Origin of the sequence: Streptomyces sp. NPDC050743 (assembly GCF_044456925.1) — a bacterium.
GTDB lineage: Bacteria > Actinomycetota > Actinomycetes > Streptomycetales > Streptomycetaceae > Streptomyces.
The window spans coordinates 277382-291790 of the sequence record NZ_JBITGJ010000001.1 but is presented as its reverse complement, the minus strand read 5'-3'; the positions used below and the strand labels follow the sequence as shown (position 1 = coordinate 291790).

General features: G+C 72.6%; 15 protein-coding genes. 10 read left to right on the top strand and 5 right to left on the bottom strand.

What is annotated here, in order from left to right; translation table 11 throughout:
• Positions 1-3: 3 nt before the first annotated feature.
• Positions 4-954, bottom strand: coding sequence for an RluA family pseudouridine synthase (locus ACIBJF_RS01390; RefSeq protein WP_399171593.1), 951 nt, complete (start codon positions 952-954; stop codon positions 4-6).
• Between the two features lie 65 nt (positions 955-1019).
• Here ACIBJF_RS01390 and ACIBJF_RS01385 point away from each other — a divergent pair, with 65 nt between their 5' ends.
• The 5 genes from ACIBJF_RS01385 to ACIBJF_RS01365 all read left to right on the top strand — a co-directional run bounded on the left by ACIBJF_RS01385 (position 1020) and on the right by ACIBJF_RS01365 (position 5234).
• Positions 1020-1601 carry a GNAT family N-acetyltransferase gene (locus tag ACIBJF_RS01385; protein ID WP_399171591.1) on the top strand — a complete coding sequence of 194 codons (582 nt, stop codon included), beginning with the start codon at positions 1020-1022 and terminating at the stop codon, positions 1599-1601.
• Between the two features lie 113 nt (positions 1602-1714).
• Positions 1715-2338, top strand: a complete 624-nt coding sequence (locus tag ACIBJF_RS01380; protein ID WP_399171590.1) for a helix-turn-helix transcriptional regulator — start codon at positions 1715-1717, stop codon at positions 2336-2338.
• A gap of 171 nt (positions 2339-2509) precedes the next feature.
• Positions 2510-3517: an ATP-binding cassette domain-containing protein gene (locus tag ACIBJF_RS01375; protein WP_399171589.1), complete on the top strand. Its 1008-nt coding sequence runs from the start codon at positions 2510-2512 to the stop codon at positions 3515-3517.
• A complete protein-coding gene (locus ACIBJF_RS01370) occupies positions 3514-4290 on the top strand; it encodes an ABC transporter permease (RefSeq protein WP_399171588.1) in 777 nt (258 codons plus the stop codon). Before ACIBJF_RS01375 ends, ACIBJF_RS01370 begins: the two co-directional genes overlap by 4 nt.
• Before the next feature lie 11 nt (positions 4291-4301).
• Complete coding sequence (locus ACIBJF_RS01365) at positions 4302-5234, top strand: 5'-nucleotidase (RefSeq protein ID WP_399171587.1); 933 nt, start codon at positions 4302-4304, stop codon at positions 5232-5234.
• A gap of 13 nt (positions 5235-5247) precedes the next feature.
• On the opposite strand, the gene ACIBJF_RS01360 is transcribed toward ACIBJF_RS01365, so the two are convergent.
• The 3 genes from ACIBJF_RS01360 to ACIBJF_RS01350 form a co-directional block, all read right to left on the bottom strand.
• Positions 5248-6093: a siderophore-interacting protein gene (locus ACIBJF_RS01360; protein ID WP_399171586.1), complete on the bottom strand. Its 846-nt coding sequence runs from the start codon at positions 6091-6093 to the stop codon at positions 5248-5250.
• Positions 6094-6205: 112 nt separating this feature from the next.
• On the bottom strand, positions 6206-7135 hold the full coding sequence (locus ACIBJF_RS01355) for a 5'-3' exonuclease H3TH domain-containing protein (RefSeq protein ID WP_399171585.1): 930 nt from the start codon (positions 7133-7135) through the stop codon (positions 6206-6208).
• A gap of 29 nt (positions 7136-7164) precedes the next feature.
• Positions 7165-7521, bottom strand: coding sequence for a hypothetical protein (locus tag ACIBJF_RS01350; protein WP_399171584.1), 357 nt, complete (start codon positions 7519-7521; stop codon positions 7165-7167).
• 128 nt (positions 7522-7649) lie between these two features.
• Here ACIBJF_RS01350 and ACIBJF_RS01345 point away from each other — a divergent pair, with 128 nt between their 5' ends.
• The 4 genes from ACIBJF_RS01345 (at position 7650) to ACIBJF_RS01330 (ending at position 12252) form a co-directional block, all read left to right on the top strand.
• The gene (locus ACIBJF_RS01345) at positions 7650-8738 is read left to right on the top strand and encodes a glycine betaine/L-proline ABC transporter ATP-binding protein (protein ID WP_399171583.1); all 1089 of its coding nucleotides are present in this window, start codon (positions 7650-7652) and stop codon (positions 8736-8738) included.
• Entirely contained in the window at positions 8731-10548 is a 1818-nt protein-coding gene (locus ACIBJF_RS01340) for an ABC transporter permease/substrate binding protein (RefSeq protein WP_399171580.1), read from the top strand. Before ACIBJF_RS01345 ends, ACIBJF_RS01340 begins: the two co-directional genes overlap by 8 nt.
• Before the next feature lie 406 nt (positions 10549-10954).
• Positions 10955-11527: a helix-turn-helix domain-containing protein gene (locus ACIBJF_RS01335; RefSeq protein WP_356311280.1), complete on the top strand. Its 573-nt coding sequence runs from the start codon at positions 10955-10957 to the stop codon at positions 11525-11527.
• Complete coding sequence (locus ACIBJF_RS01330; protein WP_399171579.1) at positions 11527-12252, top strand: helical backbone metal receptor; 726 nt, start codon at positions 11527-11529, stop codon at positions 12250-12252. Before ACIBJF_RS01335 ends, ACIBJF_RS01330 begins: the two co-directional genes overlap by 1 nt.
• Here the strand turns inward: ACIBJF_RS01330 and ACIBJF_RS01325 are convergent.
• Positions 12164-13327: a TDT family transporter gene (locus tag ACIBJF_RS01325; protein ID WP_399171578.1), complete on the bottom strand. Its 1164-nt coding sequence runs from the start codon at positions 13325-13327 to the stop codon at positions 12164-12166. The two genes, ACIBJF_RS01330 and ACIBJF_RS01325, sit on opposite strands and share 89 nt — an antisense overlap.
• A 70-nt stretch (positions 13328-13397) precedes the next feature.
• Between ACIBJF_RS01325 and ACIBJF_RS01320 the strand changes: the two genes are divergently transcribed.
• A complete protein-coding gene (locus tag ACIBJF_RS01320) occupies positions 13398-14339 on the top strand; it encodes a LysR family transcriptional regulator (protein WP_399171577.1) in 942 nt (313 codons plus the stop codon).
• Positions 14340-14409 lie beyond the last annotated feature (70 nt).

Sequence of the window (14409 nt, the reverse complement as noted above, 5' to 3'; positions counted from 1 at the left end):
GGCTCAGCTCCGGCCGGCCCAGCTGTCGTACGACTCCCAGGCCTGGAGCACACGTCCGCTGACGAACGTGTGCTCCGCGCCGGTCACCGGATCGGTGAACTCCAGCCTGCGGGCGAGCAGTTGCAGCGGGCGGCGGAAGTCACCGGCCGGCACCGGAGCGGCCACCTCCGGATACAGCGGGTCGCCGAGGATGGGCACGCCGAGCGCGTTCAGATGCACCCGCAGCTGATGGGTCTGCCCGGTCGCCGGAACCAGCCGGTACCGGGCCGGCCCGCCCCGGTGCTCGGTGAGCTCCACGTACGTCTCCGCGTTCGGCTCGCCGTCCACCTCCCGGGCCGCCTGCACCCCGCGCTCCTTGACGATCCGGCTGCGCACGGTCCGGGGCAGGTCCAGCGAGGGGTCGTACGGCGCGATCGCCTCGTACTCCTTGCGTACCCGCCGGTCCCGGAACAGCGTCTGATACGCCCCGCGTTCCTCGGGCCGCACGGTGAACAGCACCAGCCCCGCCGTCAGCCGGTCCAGGCGGTGCGCGGCGGTCAGCGTCGGGATGCCCAGCTCGCGCCGCAGCCGGGCCAGCGCGGTCTCGGCGACATGGCTGCCGCGCGGGGTCGTGGCGAGGAAGTGCGGCTTGTCGGCGACGACGATGTGCGCGTCGCGGTGGACGACCTCCACCGGGAACGGCACCGGCACCTCGGCGGGCAGCTCGCGGTGGAACCACACGAACATCCCCGGCTCGTACGGCGCGTCCGGCGCCACCGCGCGCCCGTCGGCGCCGACGATCTGCCCGGAGCCGAACATCGACTCGATCATCCCGGGCGCGGCCCCCGTCAGCCGCTCCACCAGATGCTCCCGCACGGTGGCCCACGTCCCGCCGTACGGCAGCCGCACCCGCACGGGATCGACCCCGTCGCGCTGGGGGAGCGGGGCGGGCGGGGGTGGCGTACGGCGTCTCATCGGGGTCAAGGGTACGAGGCGGAAACCGGTGGGCCGGCGGCCGTGCGGTGGGCAGGATGTGGATCATGCCGTATCTCAACAGCCCGGTCGTCGCGGCCGGCACCCTCGCCCGTGTTCCCCAGCCCGGCCTCCCCGGCGGCGACGGCCTGCTGCTGCGCCCCTGGCAGGCGAAGGACGCGCCCGCCGTGTACGCCGCCTTCCAGGATCCGCTGATGCACCAGTGGCACATCAGGTCCGCCGATTCCGAGGAGGAGGTCGCCGGCTGGATCGCGCAGTGGCAGACCTGCTGGAAGGAGGAGAGCGAGGCCCAGTGGGCCGTCGTGGACGCGGACTCCGACGAACTGCTGGGCCGCGTCGCGCTGCGCCAGATCCTGCTCGGCGACGGCTGCGCCGAGGTCGCGTACTGGACGGTGGCACGCGCGCGTGGCCGGGGCGTCGCGGTCCGGGCCACCACCACGCTGTCCCGCTGGGCGTTCGAGGAGATCGGTCTGCACCGCCTCGAACTCTCCCACGCCACCGCCAACGAGGCCTCCTGCCGCGTGGCCGAGAAGGCCGGTTTCGCGGCCGAGGGCACCAAGCGCAGCGCCCTCCTCCACCGCGACGGCTGGCACGACATGCACCTCCACGCACGCGTGCGGGGCGACTGACCGCGGCACACCATCAGCTCGCGAGACGCGATACATCGTGTGCATTGACCATCGCGAGTAGGACGCGATATGTTCGTGTGCGGATATTCGGAAACGAGGTGATCGTCGTGGCCATGAAGCGTCGCAAGCTCGGCAACCCGCTGGCGCTCGCGGTGATGGCGACCCTCTGGCAGAAACCCATGCACCCGTACGAGATCGCCCAGACCCTGCGCCGCCAGGGCAAGGACACCAGCACGAAGATCAAGTACGGCTCGCTCTACACGGTCGTGCAGAACCTCGAGAAGCACGGCTTCGTCGAGGTGACCGACGTCGAGCGGCAGGGCAACCGCCCCGAGCGCACGGTGTACGGGCTGACCGACGCCGGGCGCGAGGAGCTGACCGAGTGGCTGTCGGACCTCATCGCTGTCCCGGTGAAGGAGTACCCGATCTTCGAAACGGCCCTCTCGCTCATGGGCACGCTGCACCCGGACGAGGTGGTGCGGCTGCTGCAGGAGCGGCTCACCGCCCTGGAGATACAGGTGGCGAGCGGCAGGGGAGTGCTGGAGAAGCTGTCCGAGACGCTGCCGCGGCTCTTCCTCGTCGAGACCGAGTACCAGCTGCACATGACCGAGGCGCAGGCCGAGTGGGTCCGCGGCTTCCTGGCCGAGATCAAGGAGGGCACGCTGCCCAGGGTCGACGACTGGCGGCGCTTCCACGAGACCGGGGAGCTGCCACCGGACATCGCCGCGACCACCTGAGAGAGAACACGACCCCGGCGGGGCTGTTGCAGCAGCTCCACCGGGGTCTCCAACCCCGAAACGGATCCGCCGTGCGGCGGCTCCGGGCGATCGAGGTGCGGCACACCCAGGATAGCCCGGCGCTCTTCACGTGGATCTTCCGTCCTTCGCACCCGCAGGAGAGCAGTCGTCATGAACACCCGTGCGCCCGCAGTGGAGGCGCGCCGGCTCGTCAAGACCTATCCCGGTGACGTCACCGCCCTGAACGGCATGGACATCACCGTGGCACCGGGCACCGTCTTCGGACTCCTCGGCCCCAACGGCGCCGGCAAGTCCACCACCGTCAAGATCCTCACCACCCTGGCCCGCCCCGACTCCGGCACCGCGGCCGTCGCCGGGCACGACGTGCTGCGCCACCCCGACCGGGTGCGCCGTGCGATCGGCGTGGTCGCCCAGCAGTCCGGCGCCGACCCGGTCGCGACCGGCCGGGAGAACCTGCAACTCCAGGGCCGCCTCTACGGATTGGCCGGCACGGCGCTGAACCGCCGGGTGGACGAGCTGCTGGAGAGGTTCAGCCTCGCCGACGCCGCCCGCCGGCCGGTCAAGGGCTACTCGGGCGGCATGCGGCGCCGCCTGGACGTCGCCCTCGGGCTGGTGCACCGGCCCGAGGTGCTCTTCCTGGACGAGCCGACCACCGGCCTCGACCCGGAGGCGCGCACCGCGATGTGGGAGGAGATCGGCCGGCTGGCCGGCGAGGAGGGGCTGACCATCCTGCTCACCACGCACTATCTGGAGGAGGCCGACCGGCTCGCCGAGCGCGTCGCGATCGTCGACCGCGGCCGGATCGTGGTCGAGGGCACCCCGGACGCCCTCAAGGGCGAACTGCGCGGCGACGCCGTCCACCTGGAGCTCGGCGAACCGGTCGGAGAGGCCGGCCGCACGCTGCTCACCGGCGCCCTGACCGCGCTGCCCGGGGTGCACGAGGCACTGTGCGAGGGGCGCCGGATCAGCGTCCGCGCCGACGACGGAGCGGCCACGGTGCCCGCCCTGCTCGCCGCGCTGGACCGGGCCGGGGTCACCGTCTCCTCGGCCACCGTCGCCCGTCCCTCGCTGGACGACGTCTATCTGCGCCACGCGGGCCGCCGCTACGCCGAGGCGGAGGCCGGGACCGCGGCCGTGCTCGCCGGAGGTGTCCGATGAGCGCCGCCCTGACCCAGACGTGGTACATGATGCAGCGTCAACTGCGGGTGTTCGCCCGGCAGCCCGCCTACGCCGTCATCACCCTGATCCAGCCGGTGATCTGGCTGTTCCTGTTCGGCAGCCTGTTCAAGAAGGTCGTCGAACTGGGCGGCTTCGGCACCACCTCCTACCTGGACTACCTGGTGCCGGGCGTGGTGGTGATGAGCGCCCTCAGCTCCAACATGTGGGCGGGGATGGGCACGTTGGAGGAGATCCAGCGCGGCACCCTCGACCGGTTCCTGACCACCCCGGTCAGCCGGGCCGCGCTGATGAACGGCAACGTCGTCAACAACGGCCTGGTCACGGCGTTTCAGTCGGTGGTCATCGTGCTGCTCGGCCTGCTCGGCGGCGCGGACTACCCCGGCGGCGCCGGCGGTATCGCGATCCTCGTGCTGTCGGCCGTCCTGCTCGGCACCGTCTTCGGGGCCCTGTCCAACGCGCTCGGCATGCTCGTGCGCGAACGGGAATCGATCATCGGCATCAACACCTTCCTGCTGCTGCCGCTGACCTTCCTCTCCAGCGCCTTCATGGCACCCTCGCAGATGCCCGGCTGGATGCGGCACATCGCCGACTTCAACCCGCTCGACTGGGCGATGGTGGCGGGCCGTTCGGCGATGTCCGGGCAGCCCGACTGGAGTGAGGTCCTCGGCCGCGGCGGCGCGCTGCTCGCGCTCGCCATCGCGGCGGTGTGGCTGTCGATCCGCACCTTCCGCTCCTACCAGCGGTCGGTGTGATGATGTAGCACATGCCGCCCTACGACCTCGCGAACCGGCTCGTCGTCGGTGTCGCCTCCAGCGCCCTGTTCGATCTGCGGGAGTCGGACGCCGTCTTCCGCGAGCAGGGCGAGGAGGCCTACCGGGCCTACCAGGAGGAGAACGTGGACAACGCGCTCCGGCCCGGGGTCGCGTTCGCGTTCATCCGCAGGCTGCTGTCGCTGAACGACCTCGGCGAGCCGGGAGACCCGCTCGTCGAGGTCATCATCCTCTCCCGCAACGACCCCGACACCGGCCTCAGGGTCATGCGCTCGATCGAGACCCATGAACTGCCGGTCAGCCGGGCCGTGTTCATGCAGGGCCGGGCGCCGTACGCGTTCATGACCGCGCTGAACATGTCCCTGTTCCTGTCCGCGAACGGCGACGACGTACGCGAGGCGGTCGCGGCCGGCCTTCCGGCCGGGCACGTGCTCGGGTCGTCGTACGCGGACGACCCGGCCGACCCGGAGCTGCGGATCGCGTTCGACTTCGACGGGGTGCTCGCCGGCGATGCCGCCGAGCAGGTGTACCAGTCCGGCGGTCTGGAGGAGTTCCGCGCGCACGAGAGCCGCAACGCGGCGACCCCGCACGACCCGGGACCGCTGCGGGACTTCCTCGCCGGTGTGAACCGGATACAGCGCCGGGAGGAGGAACGGCGCAGGACCGACCCCGGCTACCCGGCCCGGGTCCACGTCTCCATCGTGACCGCGCGCGCCGCGCCGGCGCACGAGAGGGCCGTACGGAGCCTGAAGCAGTGGGGCGTGACGGTCAACGGCGCCTTCTTCCTCGGGGGCATCGAGAAAGGCGCGGTGATGAAGGTGCTCAGGCCGCACATCTTCTTCGACGACCAGGTGTCGCACCTGCAGAGCACGTCCCGGACCACACCGAGCGTGCACATCCCGTTCGGCAAGATCAACGAGAGCTGAGCGGGGGCCGCTGTCAGGCCGCCGCCGAGCCGCTCTCCTGCTCGGCCTCGATGCGGGCGTTCCACTCCCGCTTGGAGGCCTGCCAGCCGTCCTCGTTGTGGCCCAGGCGCCAGTAGCCGGAGATCGACAGGTCCTCGCGCGGGATGTTCAGCTCGACCCGCAGCAGCCGGCGCAGCTCCTTCACGAAGCCCGCCTCGCCGTGCACGAACGCGTGCATGCGGCCCTCGGGGAACTCGAGGGCGCGTACCGCCTCCAGCAGCGCCTCGCCGACCGGCCGGTCCCCCCGGTGCAGCCAGACGACCGCCACGTCGGAGTCGATCTTCTGCTCCTCCTCGGGGCCGGACACCTCCACGAAGGCATGGGCGCGGGCGCCGGCGGGCAGCGCCTCCAGGGCCCGAGCGATCGCGGGCAGCGCGCTCTCGTCGCCGGCGAGCAGATGCCAGTCGGCCGCGGGGTCCGGGGCGTAGGCGCCGCCGGGGCCCATGAAGCGCACCGCCTCGCCCGGCCGCACCCGGCAGGCCCATGGGCCGGCCAGGCCCTCGTCGCCGTGGACGACGAAGTCCAGGGTCAGCTCGCGGTGTCGGGGATTCCAGGCGCGCACGGTGTACGTCCGGGTCACCGGCCACTGCTCCCGCGGGAACTCCGCCCGGATCCGCTCCAGGTCGAAGGGTTCCGGGTAGGTCACGCCCTCGGGGCCGAAGAGCAGCTTCACATAGTGGTCGGTGCAGGTGTCCGCCGCGAAGTCGGCCAGGCCCTCGCCGCCGAGCACCACGCGCTGCATGTGCGGGGTCAGCCGCTCGGTGCGGACCACGTGGGCGGTGCGGGTCTTGCGCGGCTTCCGGACCGGACGCTCTGCCATCACGACCTCCTGCAAGATGGTTAGGTTCACCTAAGTTAGCATCTCGCCCTGCGGTCACACCTCTTTCCCGGCTGCCGGCGGAGAGCCCTTTGCCGGAATATTCCGGTCACCCTCACTCGGATCCCGCGGCGAGGGTGGTCAGCAGCCGCTGCAGGGAGCCGCCGAGCCCCCAGCGCTTGGCCAGCTGCTCCAGGGCCGCCGGGTCCCGCGGTGCCCGCGGCAGAGCCGTGTCGACGTCCGGCAGCGGTACGTCGTCCGCCACCCGCACCACCTTCGGCGCCACCGCGACATAGGGGCCGGCCTCGGTGAGCCGCCTGCGCTGCGACGGCGTGAGCTTCGTCCCCGGGTCGTCGACCGCCGCCATGATCCCGGCCAGGTCGCCGAACTCGGCGAGCAGCTTGGCGGCCGTCTTCTCGCCGATCCCGGCCACGCCCGGCAGGCCGTCGCTCGGGTCGCCGCGCAGCAGCGCCAGATCCGCGTACCCCCGCCCGTCGACCCCATACTTCTCGCGCAACACCGCCTCGTCGGTCAGCTGCAGGGTGCCGACGCCCTTCAGCGGGTACAGCACCCGGATCCCGCGCGCGTCGTCCACCAGCTGGTACAGATCGCGGTCGCCGGTGACGATGTCCACCGGGCCCGCGGCGCGCGCGGTGAACGTGCCGATCACGTCGTCCGCCTCGTACCCCGCGACGCCGACCCGGGCGATGCCGAGCGCGTCCAGCACCTCCTCGATGACCGGCACCTGCGGGGAGAGGGTGTCCGGCACCTCCTCCACGTCCGGCGCGTCCTCGTGTTCCTCGGCGACCCGGTGGGCCTTGTAGGTGGGGATGAGGTCCACCCGCCACTGCGGCCGCCAGTCGGCGTCCATACAGGCCACCAGATGCTGCGGCCGGTGGTCCCTGACTAGCCGGTCGATGAAGTCCAGCAGTCCGCGCACGGCGTTCACGGGCGTGCCGTCGGGTGCCTTCACGGAGTCCGGGACGCCGAAGTAGGCGCGGAAGTACAGCGATGCGGTGTCGAGCAGCATGAGTCGTCCGGTCACGTTCGCATCATGCCGTACCGCACCGACAGTCACCCGGCCGGCGACAGCAGCCACCTCCAGCGCGGCTGCTCGGTGACGAGGGTCGCGCCGGCCAGCAGGGTCACGGGCACGGCGGCCCAGGCCGGCCACAGCCACCAGGCCGAGACCACGGCGGCCACCAGATGGAGCAGTACCAACAGGATGGTGACCCCGCCCGGGACCGGGACGATCACGGAGGCCTTGTCGCCCGGTGTGGAGAACACCGTGGGCAGGCCGACGAGCACCACCAGCGCGAGCACGGCCAGGATCCAGGAGTGCTCGGAAAGGGCCCACGGCGTGGCCACCCAGGCGACCAGTTCGGTGGCGAAACGCAGCGCGGACGCGCGTCTGTCGTCGGGTCGTTCCACGGTTGCCCCCTCAACAGCGGTAGGCGGGCATCGTAGACCGCGCTGTGAGCTGAGCCACTTAAAAGTTTGACCATCTCGATCCCGGGGAGGCGCGGCTACTGTCCCGCCCCCCGAGACGAGAGGTACGCGTGCACCCCAGGCTTGAGGCCGAGCACCTGTTCAAGGTGTTCGGCAGAGGACCGGACCGAGCGGTGGAACGCCTGCGACAGGGCGCTGACCGGAAGGAGTTGCGCGCCGACGGCAGCACCGCCGCCGTGATCGACGCCTCCTTCCGTGTCGAGGCGGGCGAGATCTTCGTCGTGATGGGCCTGTCGGGCTCCGGCAAGTCCACCCTGCTGCGCATGCTCAACGGCCTGCTGGAGCCGACCGCGGGCAGCGTCCGCTTCGACGGCCAGGACCTGACCGCGCTCACCGCCCGCGAACTGCGCGAGCTGCGCTCGAAGAAGATCAGCATGGTGTTCCAGCACTTCGCGCTGTTCCCGCACCGCAGCGTCCGCGACAACGCCGCCTACGGCCTGGAAGTGCAGGGCGTGCCCCGCGCCGAGCGCGAGCGCCGCGCCGGCGAGGCGCTCGCCCTGTGCGGCCTGGCCGGCTGGGAGGGCTCCTGGCCCGACGAGCTGTCCGGCGGCATGCAGCAGCGCGTCGGCCTCGCCCGCGCCCTGGCCACCGACGCCGACCTGCTCCTCATGGACGAGTCCTTCAGCGCCCTGGACCCGCTGATCCGCCGCGACATGCAGGACCAGCTCCTGGACCTGCAGAAGACCCTGAAGAAGACCATCGTCTTCATCACCCACGACCTCAACGAGGCCATGCGCCTCGGCGACCGCATCGCCGTCATGCGCGACGGCCGCATCGTGCAGACCGGCACCGCCGAGGACATCCTGCTGCGCCCCGCGAACGACTACGTCGCCTCCTTCATCCAGGACGTCGACCGCTCCCGCGTGCTGACCGCCGCCGCCGTCATGGACACCCGCCTGCGCGGCGACGAGGCCGACTGCGGCTGCGAGACCGCGGCCCCCGACACGCCGTTCGCCGAACTGTGCGCCATCAGCGCGCGCGTGCCGCACGCGGTGGCCGTCCGCGACACCCGCCGCACCCTCGTCGGCGTCGTACCCCGCCGCCGCCTCGTCGGCTTCCTCGGCGACGAACACGGCGCGCCGACGGCCTGCGACAACCAGCGCGACCAGGGCGGGAAGAAGGTGATCAGCCGTGCCTAGGATCCATCTCGGCGACTGGGTCGACTCCGGCGTCAACTGGCTGGTGAACCACCTCTCCTGGCTCTTCGACGCCATCAAGGCGGTCATGGAGGGCATGTACGACGGCATCGACGCCGTCCTCGGCGCGCCCCAGCCGCTGCTGATGGCCGGCATCCTCGCCGTCGTCGCCTGGTGGCTGCGCGGCCTCACCGCCGGCGTCCTCGCCTTCGCCGGATTCGCGCTGGTCGACTCGCTCGACCTGTGGGACCAGGCCATGTCCACCCTCGCCCTGGTCCTGGTGGCGACCCTGATCGCGCTGGCGATCTCACTGCCGCTGGGCATCTGGGCGGCCCGCTCCAAGGCGGTCGGCGCGGCCGTACGACCCGTCCTGGACCTGCTCCAGACCATGCCCTCGATGGTCCTGCTCATCCCGGCCATGCTGTTCTTCGGCCTGGGCACCGCCGCCGGTGTCGTCGCCACCCTGATCTTCGCGCTCGCCCCCGGCGTCCGCATGACCGAGCTGGGCATCCGCCAGGTCGACGCCGAACTGGTCGAGGCCGCCGAGGCGTTCGGCACCGCACCGCGCGACATCCTGTGGCGGGTCCAGCTGCCGCTCGCCCTGCCCACCATCATGGCCGGCGTCAACCAGGTGATCATGCTGGGCCTGTCCATGGTCGTCATCGCCGGCATGGTCGGCACCGGCGGCCTCGGCGGCGCCGTCAACGAGGCCATCGGCCAGCTCGACATCGGCTACGGGTTCGAGGCGGGCGTCGGCATCGTCGTCCTCGCCATCTACCTGGACCGCGTCACCGGCGCCCTCGGCACCCAGCTCTCCCCGCTGGGCCGCAGGGCCGCCGCCAAGGCACCCACGCGCGCGTGGTCGTACCGCCCGCGCCCGGCCGTCGCCGTCGTCGGCGTGGTCGTGCTCGCGCTCGTCGCGGGCGGCACGGGGATCTTCGGCTCGCCCGCCGGCACCTCCTCCGAGGCCTCCGGCACGAACGTCGGCAAGGGCCAGGAGATCAGGATCGGCTACATCCCCTGGGACGAGGGCGTCGCCTCGACCTTCCTGTGGAAGGAGATCCTTCAGGAACGCGGCTTCAAGGTCACCACCACCCAGTACGCGGCCGGCCCCCTCTACACGGGCCTCGCCACCGGCCAGCTCGACTTCGAGACCGACTCCTGGCTGCCCACCACCCACGCCGAGTACTGGAAGAAGTACGGCAAGCGGCTCGACGACCTCGGCTCGTGGTACGGCCGGACCTCCCTGGAGCTGACCGTCCCGTCCTATGTGAAGGACGTGAACTCCCTGGCGGACCTGAAGGACCACGCCTCCGAGTTCGGCGGCAAGATCGTCGGCATCGAGCCCAGCGCGGGCGAGATGGGCCTGCTCAAGAGCAAGGTCCTCAAGGAGTACGGCCTCGACGGCACGTACCAGGTCATCGACGGCTCCACCCCGGCCATGCTCGCCGAGCTCGAGCGCGCCTACGCCAGGAAGCAGCCGGTCGTCGTCACCCTGTGGTCCCCGCACTGGGCCTACAGCGACTACGGCCTGAAGAAGCTCAAGGACCCCAAGGGCGCCTGGGGCGGCGGCGACGGCGTGCACACCCTGGCCCGCAAGGGCTTCGCCCAGGACAACCCGCAGGTCGGCCGCTGGCTGAAGGACTTCTCCATGACCGAGAAGCAGCTCACCGGTCTGGAGGCCCGGATCCAGAAGGTCGGCAAGGGCAAGGAGCAGGACGCCGTGCGCGCCTGGCTGCGCGGGCACCCCGGTCTGGTCGACAAGTGGGCCCCGGTCGACAGGAAGGGCACCAAGAGCCAGGCGGCCGGGTGACCTGACCGTCCCGGACCGCCACCCGAGGGGCGGGCACCGCCGGACGCCGTCGAGCGTCCGGCGCGGCCCGCCCCTCGCGGCATCGGCGGGCAGCGTCGCGAGGCCCTCCCGACACGACAGGGATCCGGCCAACCACGGTGCGTGACGGTCCTTGGCCGCCACCCTGGCCGCAGCCCCTGCTGGTCGGCATGTTCGCGTCGGCCCGGACCGCGCCCAGGACCGCCCCGGGGCCCGTCACGGTGGCGCGAACCGTGAGGGTGGCGGCTCGGCAGCATGTCGGGTATGTGACAGCCGCGTGAAACGGTTTGCCGAACATGCGTAGGGTGCAGAGAAGTCATCGGAAGAGGTGTGTCCCGACCCGGGCACCCGGACAGCGGCACGACGAGCGAGGGAGGGAGCCGGAGCGATGGGCGACCACAAAGAACAGCAGCCCGTGCGGGTGGGCGCGGCCGTCCGGCGGCGCCGCCGTGCCCTGGAGCTGACCCTCGCCGTCGTGGCCGAGCGCAGCGGTCTGTCGGTGCCCTTCCTCAGCCAGGTGGAGAACGACCGGGCCCGCCCCAGCCGCACCTCGCTGGAGAAACTGGCCGACGCCCTGCGCACCACGGCCGTCGAACTCCTCGCCGCCGCCGACCCGGCGGCCAGCGTGGACGTCGTCCGCGCCGACCCGGCCGCCGAGGGCGACCTCGCGCCCCGGACCCGCTCCCTGGTGCGCGGCCACCACCAGCTGCACGCCTCCGAGTTCACCGGCGACCACGACGCCGGCCGCGAGTTCCAGCACCGCAACGACGAGCTGATGTACGTCGCCGACGGCGCGGTGGAGATCGAGGCCGAGGGGCGCGCGTACCGCCTCGGGCGAGGCGACACTCTCTATCTGACCGGTGGGGTACGTCATCGCTGGCGGGCGACGGTGCCCGACACCCGGGTCGTCGTGGTGGCGGTCGCCGAGCACATCGAGGCCGTTCAGGACCGGTCGCGCTGATGGTGGCGCGGATCGTCTCCTTGGTTCCGTCGTTGACCGAGGCGGTGGCCGTCACTCTGCCCGGCGCCCTCGTCGGCGCCACCGACTGGTGCACCCACCCGGCCGGCCTGGACGTCACCCGGGTCGGCGGTACCAAGAACCCCAAGCTCGACCGCATCCTCGCCCTCGCCCCCGACCTCGTGATCGCCAACGAGGAGGAGAACCGCGCCCCCGACCTGGACGCCCTGCGCGCCGCGGGCCTCCCTGTGCTGGTCACCGAGGTGCGGAGCGTGCCGCAGGCCTTCGCCGAGCTGGCCCGGGTGCTCACCGCGTGCGGTGCGCCGGGGCGTCCGCGCTGGCTGGCGGAGGCGGAGGCGGCCTGGGCGGCGCCGCCCCGGCCCGAGGCCCCTACGACCACGGTGGTACCGATCTGGCGCCGGCCCTGGATGGTCCTCGGCCGGGACACCTTCGCCGGTGACGTCCTGGCCCGGCTCGGCGCCGGCCACCTGTACGCCGGCCACCCCGACCGCTACCCCCGCGTCCCGCTGGACGAACTGCGGGCGGCGGCCCCGGAGCTGGTGGTGCTGCCCGACGAGCCCTACCGCTTCACCGCCGACGACGGCCCCGAGGCCTTCCCCGGCCTGCCCTGCGCCCTGGTCAGCGGGCGGCATCTGACCTGGTACGGCCCGTCTCTGGCCGAGGCGCCACGAGTGCTGTCCGAGGCGCTGCGAGCAGCTCGCCGCTGAGCAGACCGCGCACGGTGCCGGTGGCGGCCGCCAGCCAGGCGGCGGCGAGCAGGGCGTACAGCCCGACGGCCAGCGCGTCGTAGACCGCGAGCCCGGTGTGCCGGGCGAGCGCCATCGCGCCGGTGACACACGTGCCCACCGGGAAGGTGAACGCCCACCAGCTCATCGTGAACCGCATGCCCTGCCGGCGGGCCCGCACCACGTGCGCGGTCGCCAGCGCCAGCCACAGCAGCGCGAACCCCATGACCGGCACCCCGTACAGGACGACGAAGACGGCGAGGCCGCGGGCGTCCGCGGCCGGTACGACCCCCGGGGCCCCGTCCGCGATCCTGCCGACCGCGGTGGTGGACTGCCCGAGCGGGCCGAGGACCAGGAACAGGGTCGGAGTGAGGGCGAGCGGCAGCGGGCGCGAGACCAGCCGGGCGAAGACCAGTGACAGCATCAGCAGCGTCGCGAGCAGGCTCAGCCCGAACAGCGCGAGGCAGCCCAGCAGCAGGGTCTCGCGGGGCTGGCCCGCCGGTAGATACGGCACCAGCAGCGGGCCGAGCGCGGCCGACACCATGGGCGCGACCAGCGGCAGCAGCCAGGCCGGGCTCGCCTGCGCGGGCTCGACACGATGCCGTACGGCCATCAGGTACGGCACCGCCACGGCGGCCGCGAGCCCGACCGCCGTACCCGCGGTGAACAGCACGGCGTCCAGGGCGACGGCGGCGCCGGTGCCGATCAGCGCGCGCCCGGCCGTCAGGGCGCCGCCGCCGACCGCCAGCAGGGCCATGGACAGGCAGGCGTAGAAGGGGGCCATGGCCGGGTCCAGGAGATCCGCGCGGGCCCGGTCGCGATGGTGGACCCACCGCACGGTCCGGGCCGCGAGCAGGGTCACCAGCATGATCAGGGACAGGGCCCAGGCTCCGGCGAAGACATCGCGCAGACCTGCCGCGTGCGCGGGCAGGGCGACGCCGGCCGAGCCGAGGATGGCGGTGCCCATGACGGCGGCGTACCAGTTGGGGCCCAGGTGGCGGACCCGTTCGGTGCGCAGGACGGAAGTGGTGGACAAAGGCTGGGCTGCGGTGACCATGACTTCACCGTGCCGCCCGCGCTCTCCCCTGACCAGGGAGTTCATTTCTATCGGGGCATAAGCTGGTCTTATGAGCGAGGCGGAGGGGCGGCGGCGGGAGCGCACGGAACCGGAGCACGCGGCGTCACTGGCGCACCGGGTGCCCGACCTGGCCGCGCTGGAACTGCTGCTGGCGGTGGCGCGGCTGGGCAGTCTCGGCGCGGCGGCGCGCGAGGTCGGCATCACCCAGCCCGCCGCCAGCAGCCGGATCCGCTCCATGGAACGGCAACTGGGCGTGGCCCTCGTGGACCGCTCGCCCCGCGGCTCCCGGCTCACCGACGCGGGCGCCCTGGTGACGGACTGGGCCCGCCGGGTGGTCGAGGCGGCGGCGGCCTTCGACGCGGGTGCGCGGGCGCTGCGGGACCGGCGGGACTCGCGCCTCAGGGTCGCGGCGAGCATGACCATCGCCGAGTACCTGCTCCCGGGCTGGCTCCTCGCGCTGCACGCCGAGCGGCCCGACACGGCCGTGTCACTGCTCGCGGGCAACTCGGCGAAGGTCGCGGAACTCCTGCTGGCCGGGGAGGCCGACCTCGGGTTCGTGGAGGGCCTGTCGGTCCCGACGGGCCTGGACTCCGCCGTCATCGCCCGCGACCGCCTGATCGTCGTCACCGCGCCCGGCCATCCCTGGGCCCGCCGTCGGCGCCCCGTGACGGCGCAGGAGCTGGCGGGCACCCCGCTGATCCTCCGCGAGCGCGGCTCCGGCACCCGGCAGGTCCTGGACGCGGCGCTCGGCGGCCTCGCCCGCCCCCTGATCGAGCTGTCCTCCACCACGGCGGTCAAGGCATCCGCCGTCAGCGGCGCGGGCCCCTCGGTCCTCAGCGAGCTGGCCGTGGGGGAGGAACTGTCGATGCGGCGCCTGGTCAGCATCCCGGTGGAGGGCGTCTCCCTGCACCGCGAGCTGCGAGCGGTCTGGCCGACGGGACACCGACCCACCGGTCCGGCACGAGAGTTGCTGTCGCTGACGCGGGGGTGAGGGGGCGTCCCTCCGAGCGCGGCCCGGTCGGGGCCGGCCGGGGGCGGGCGGGTATCGCCTGCCCGCGCCG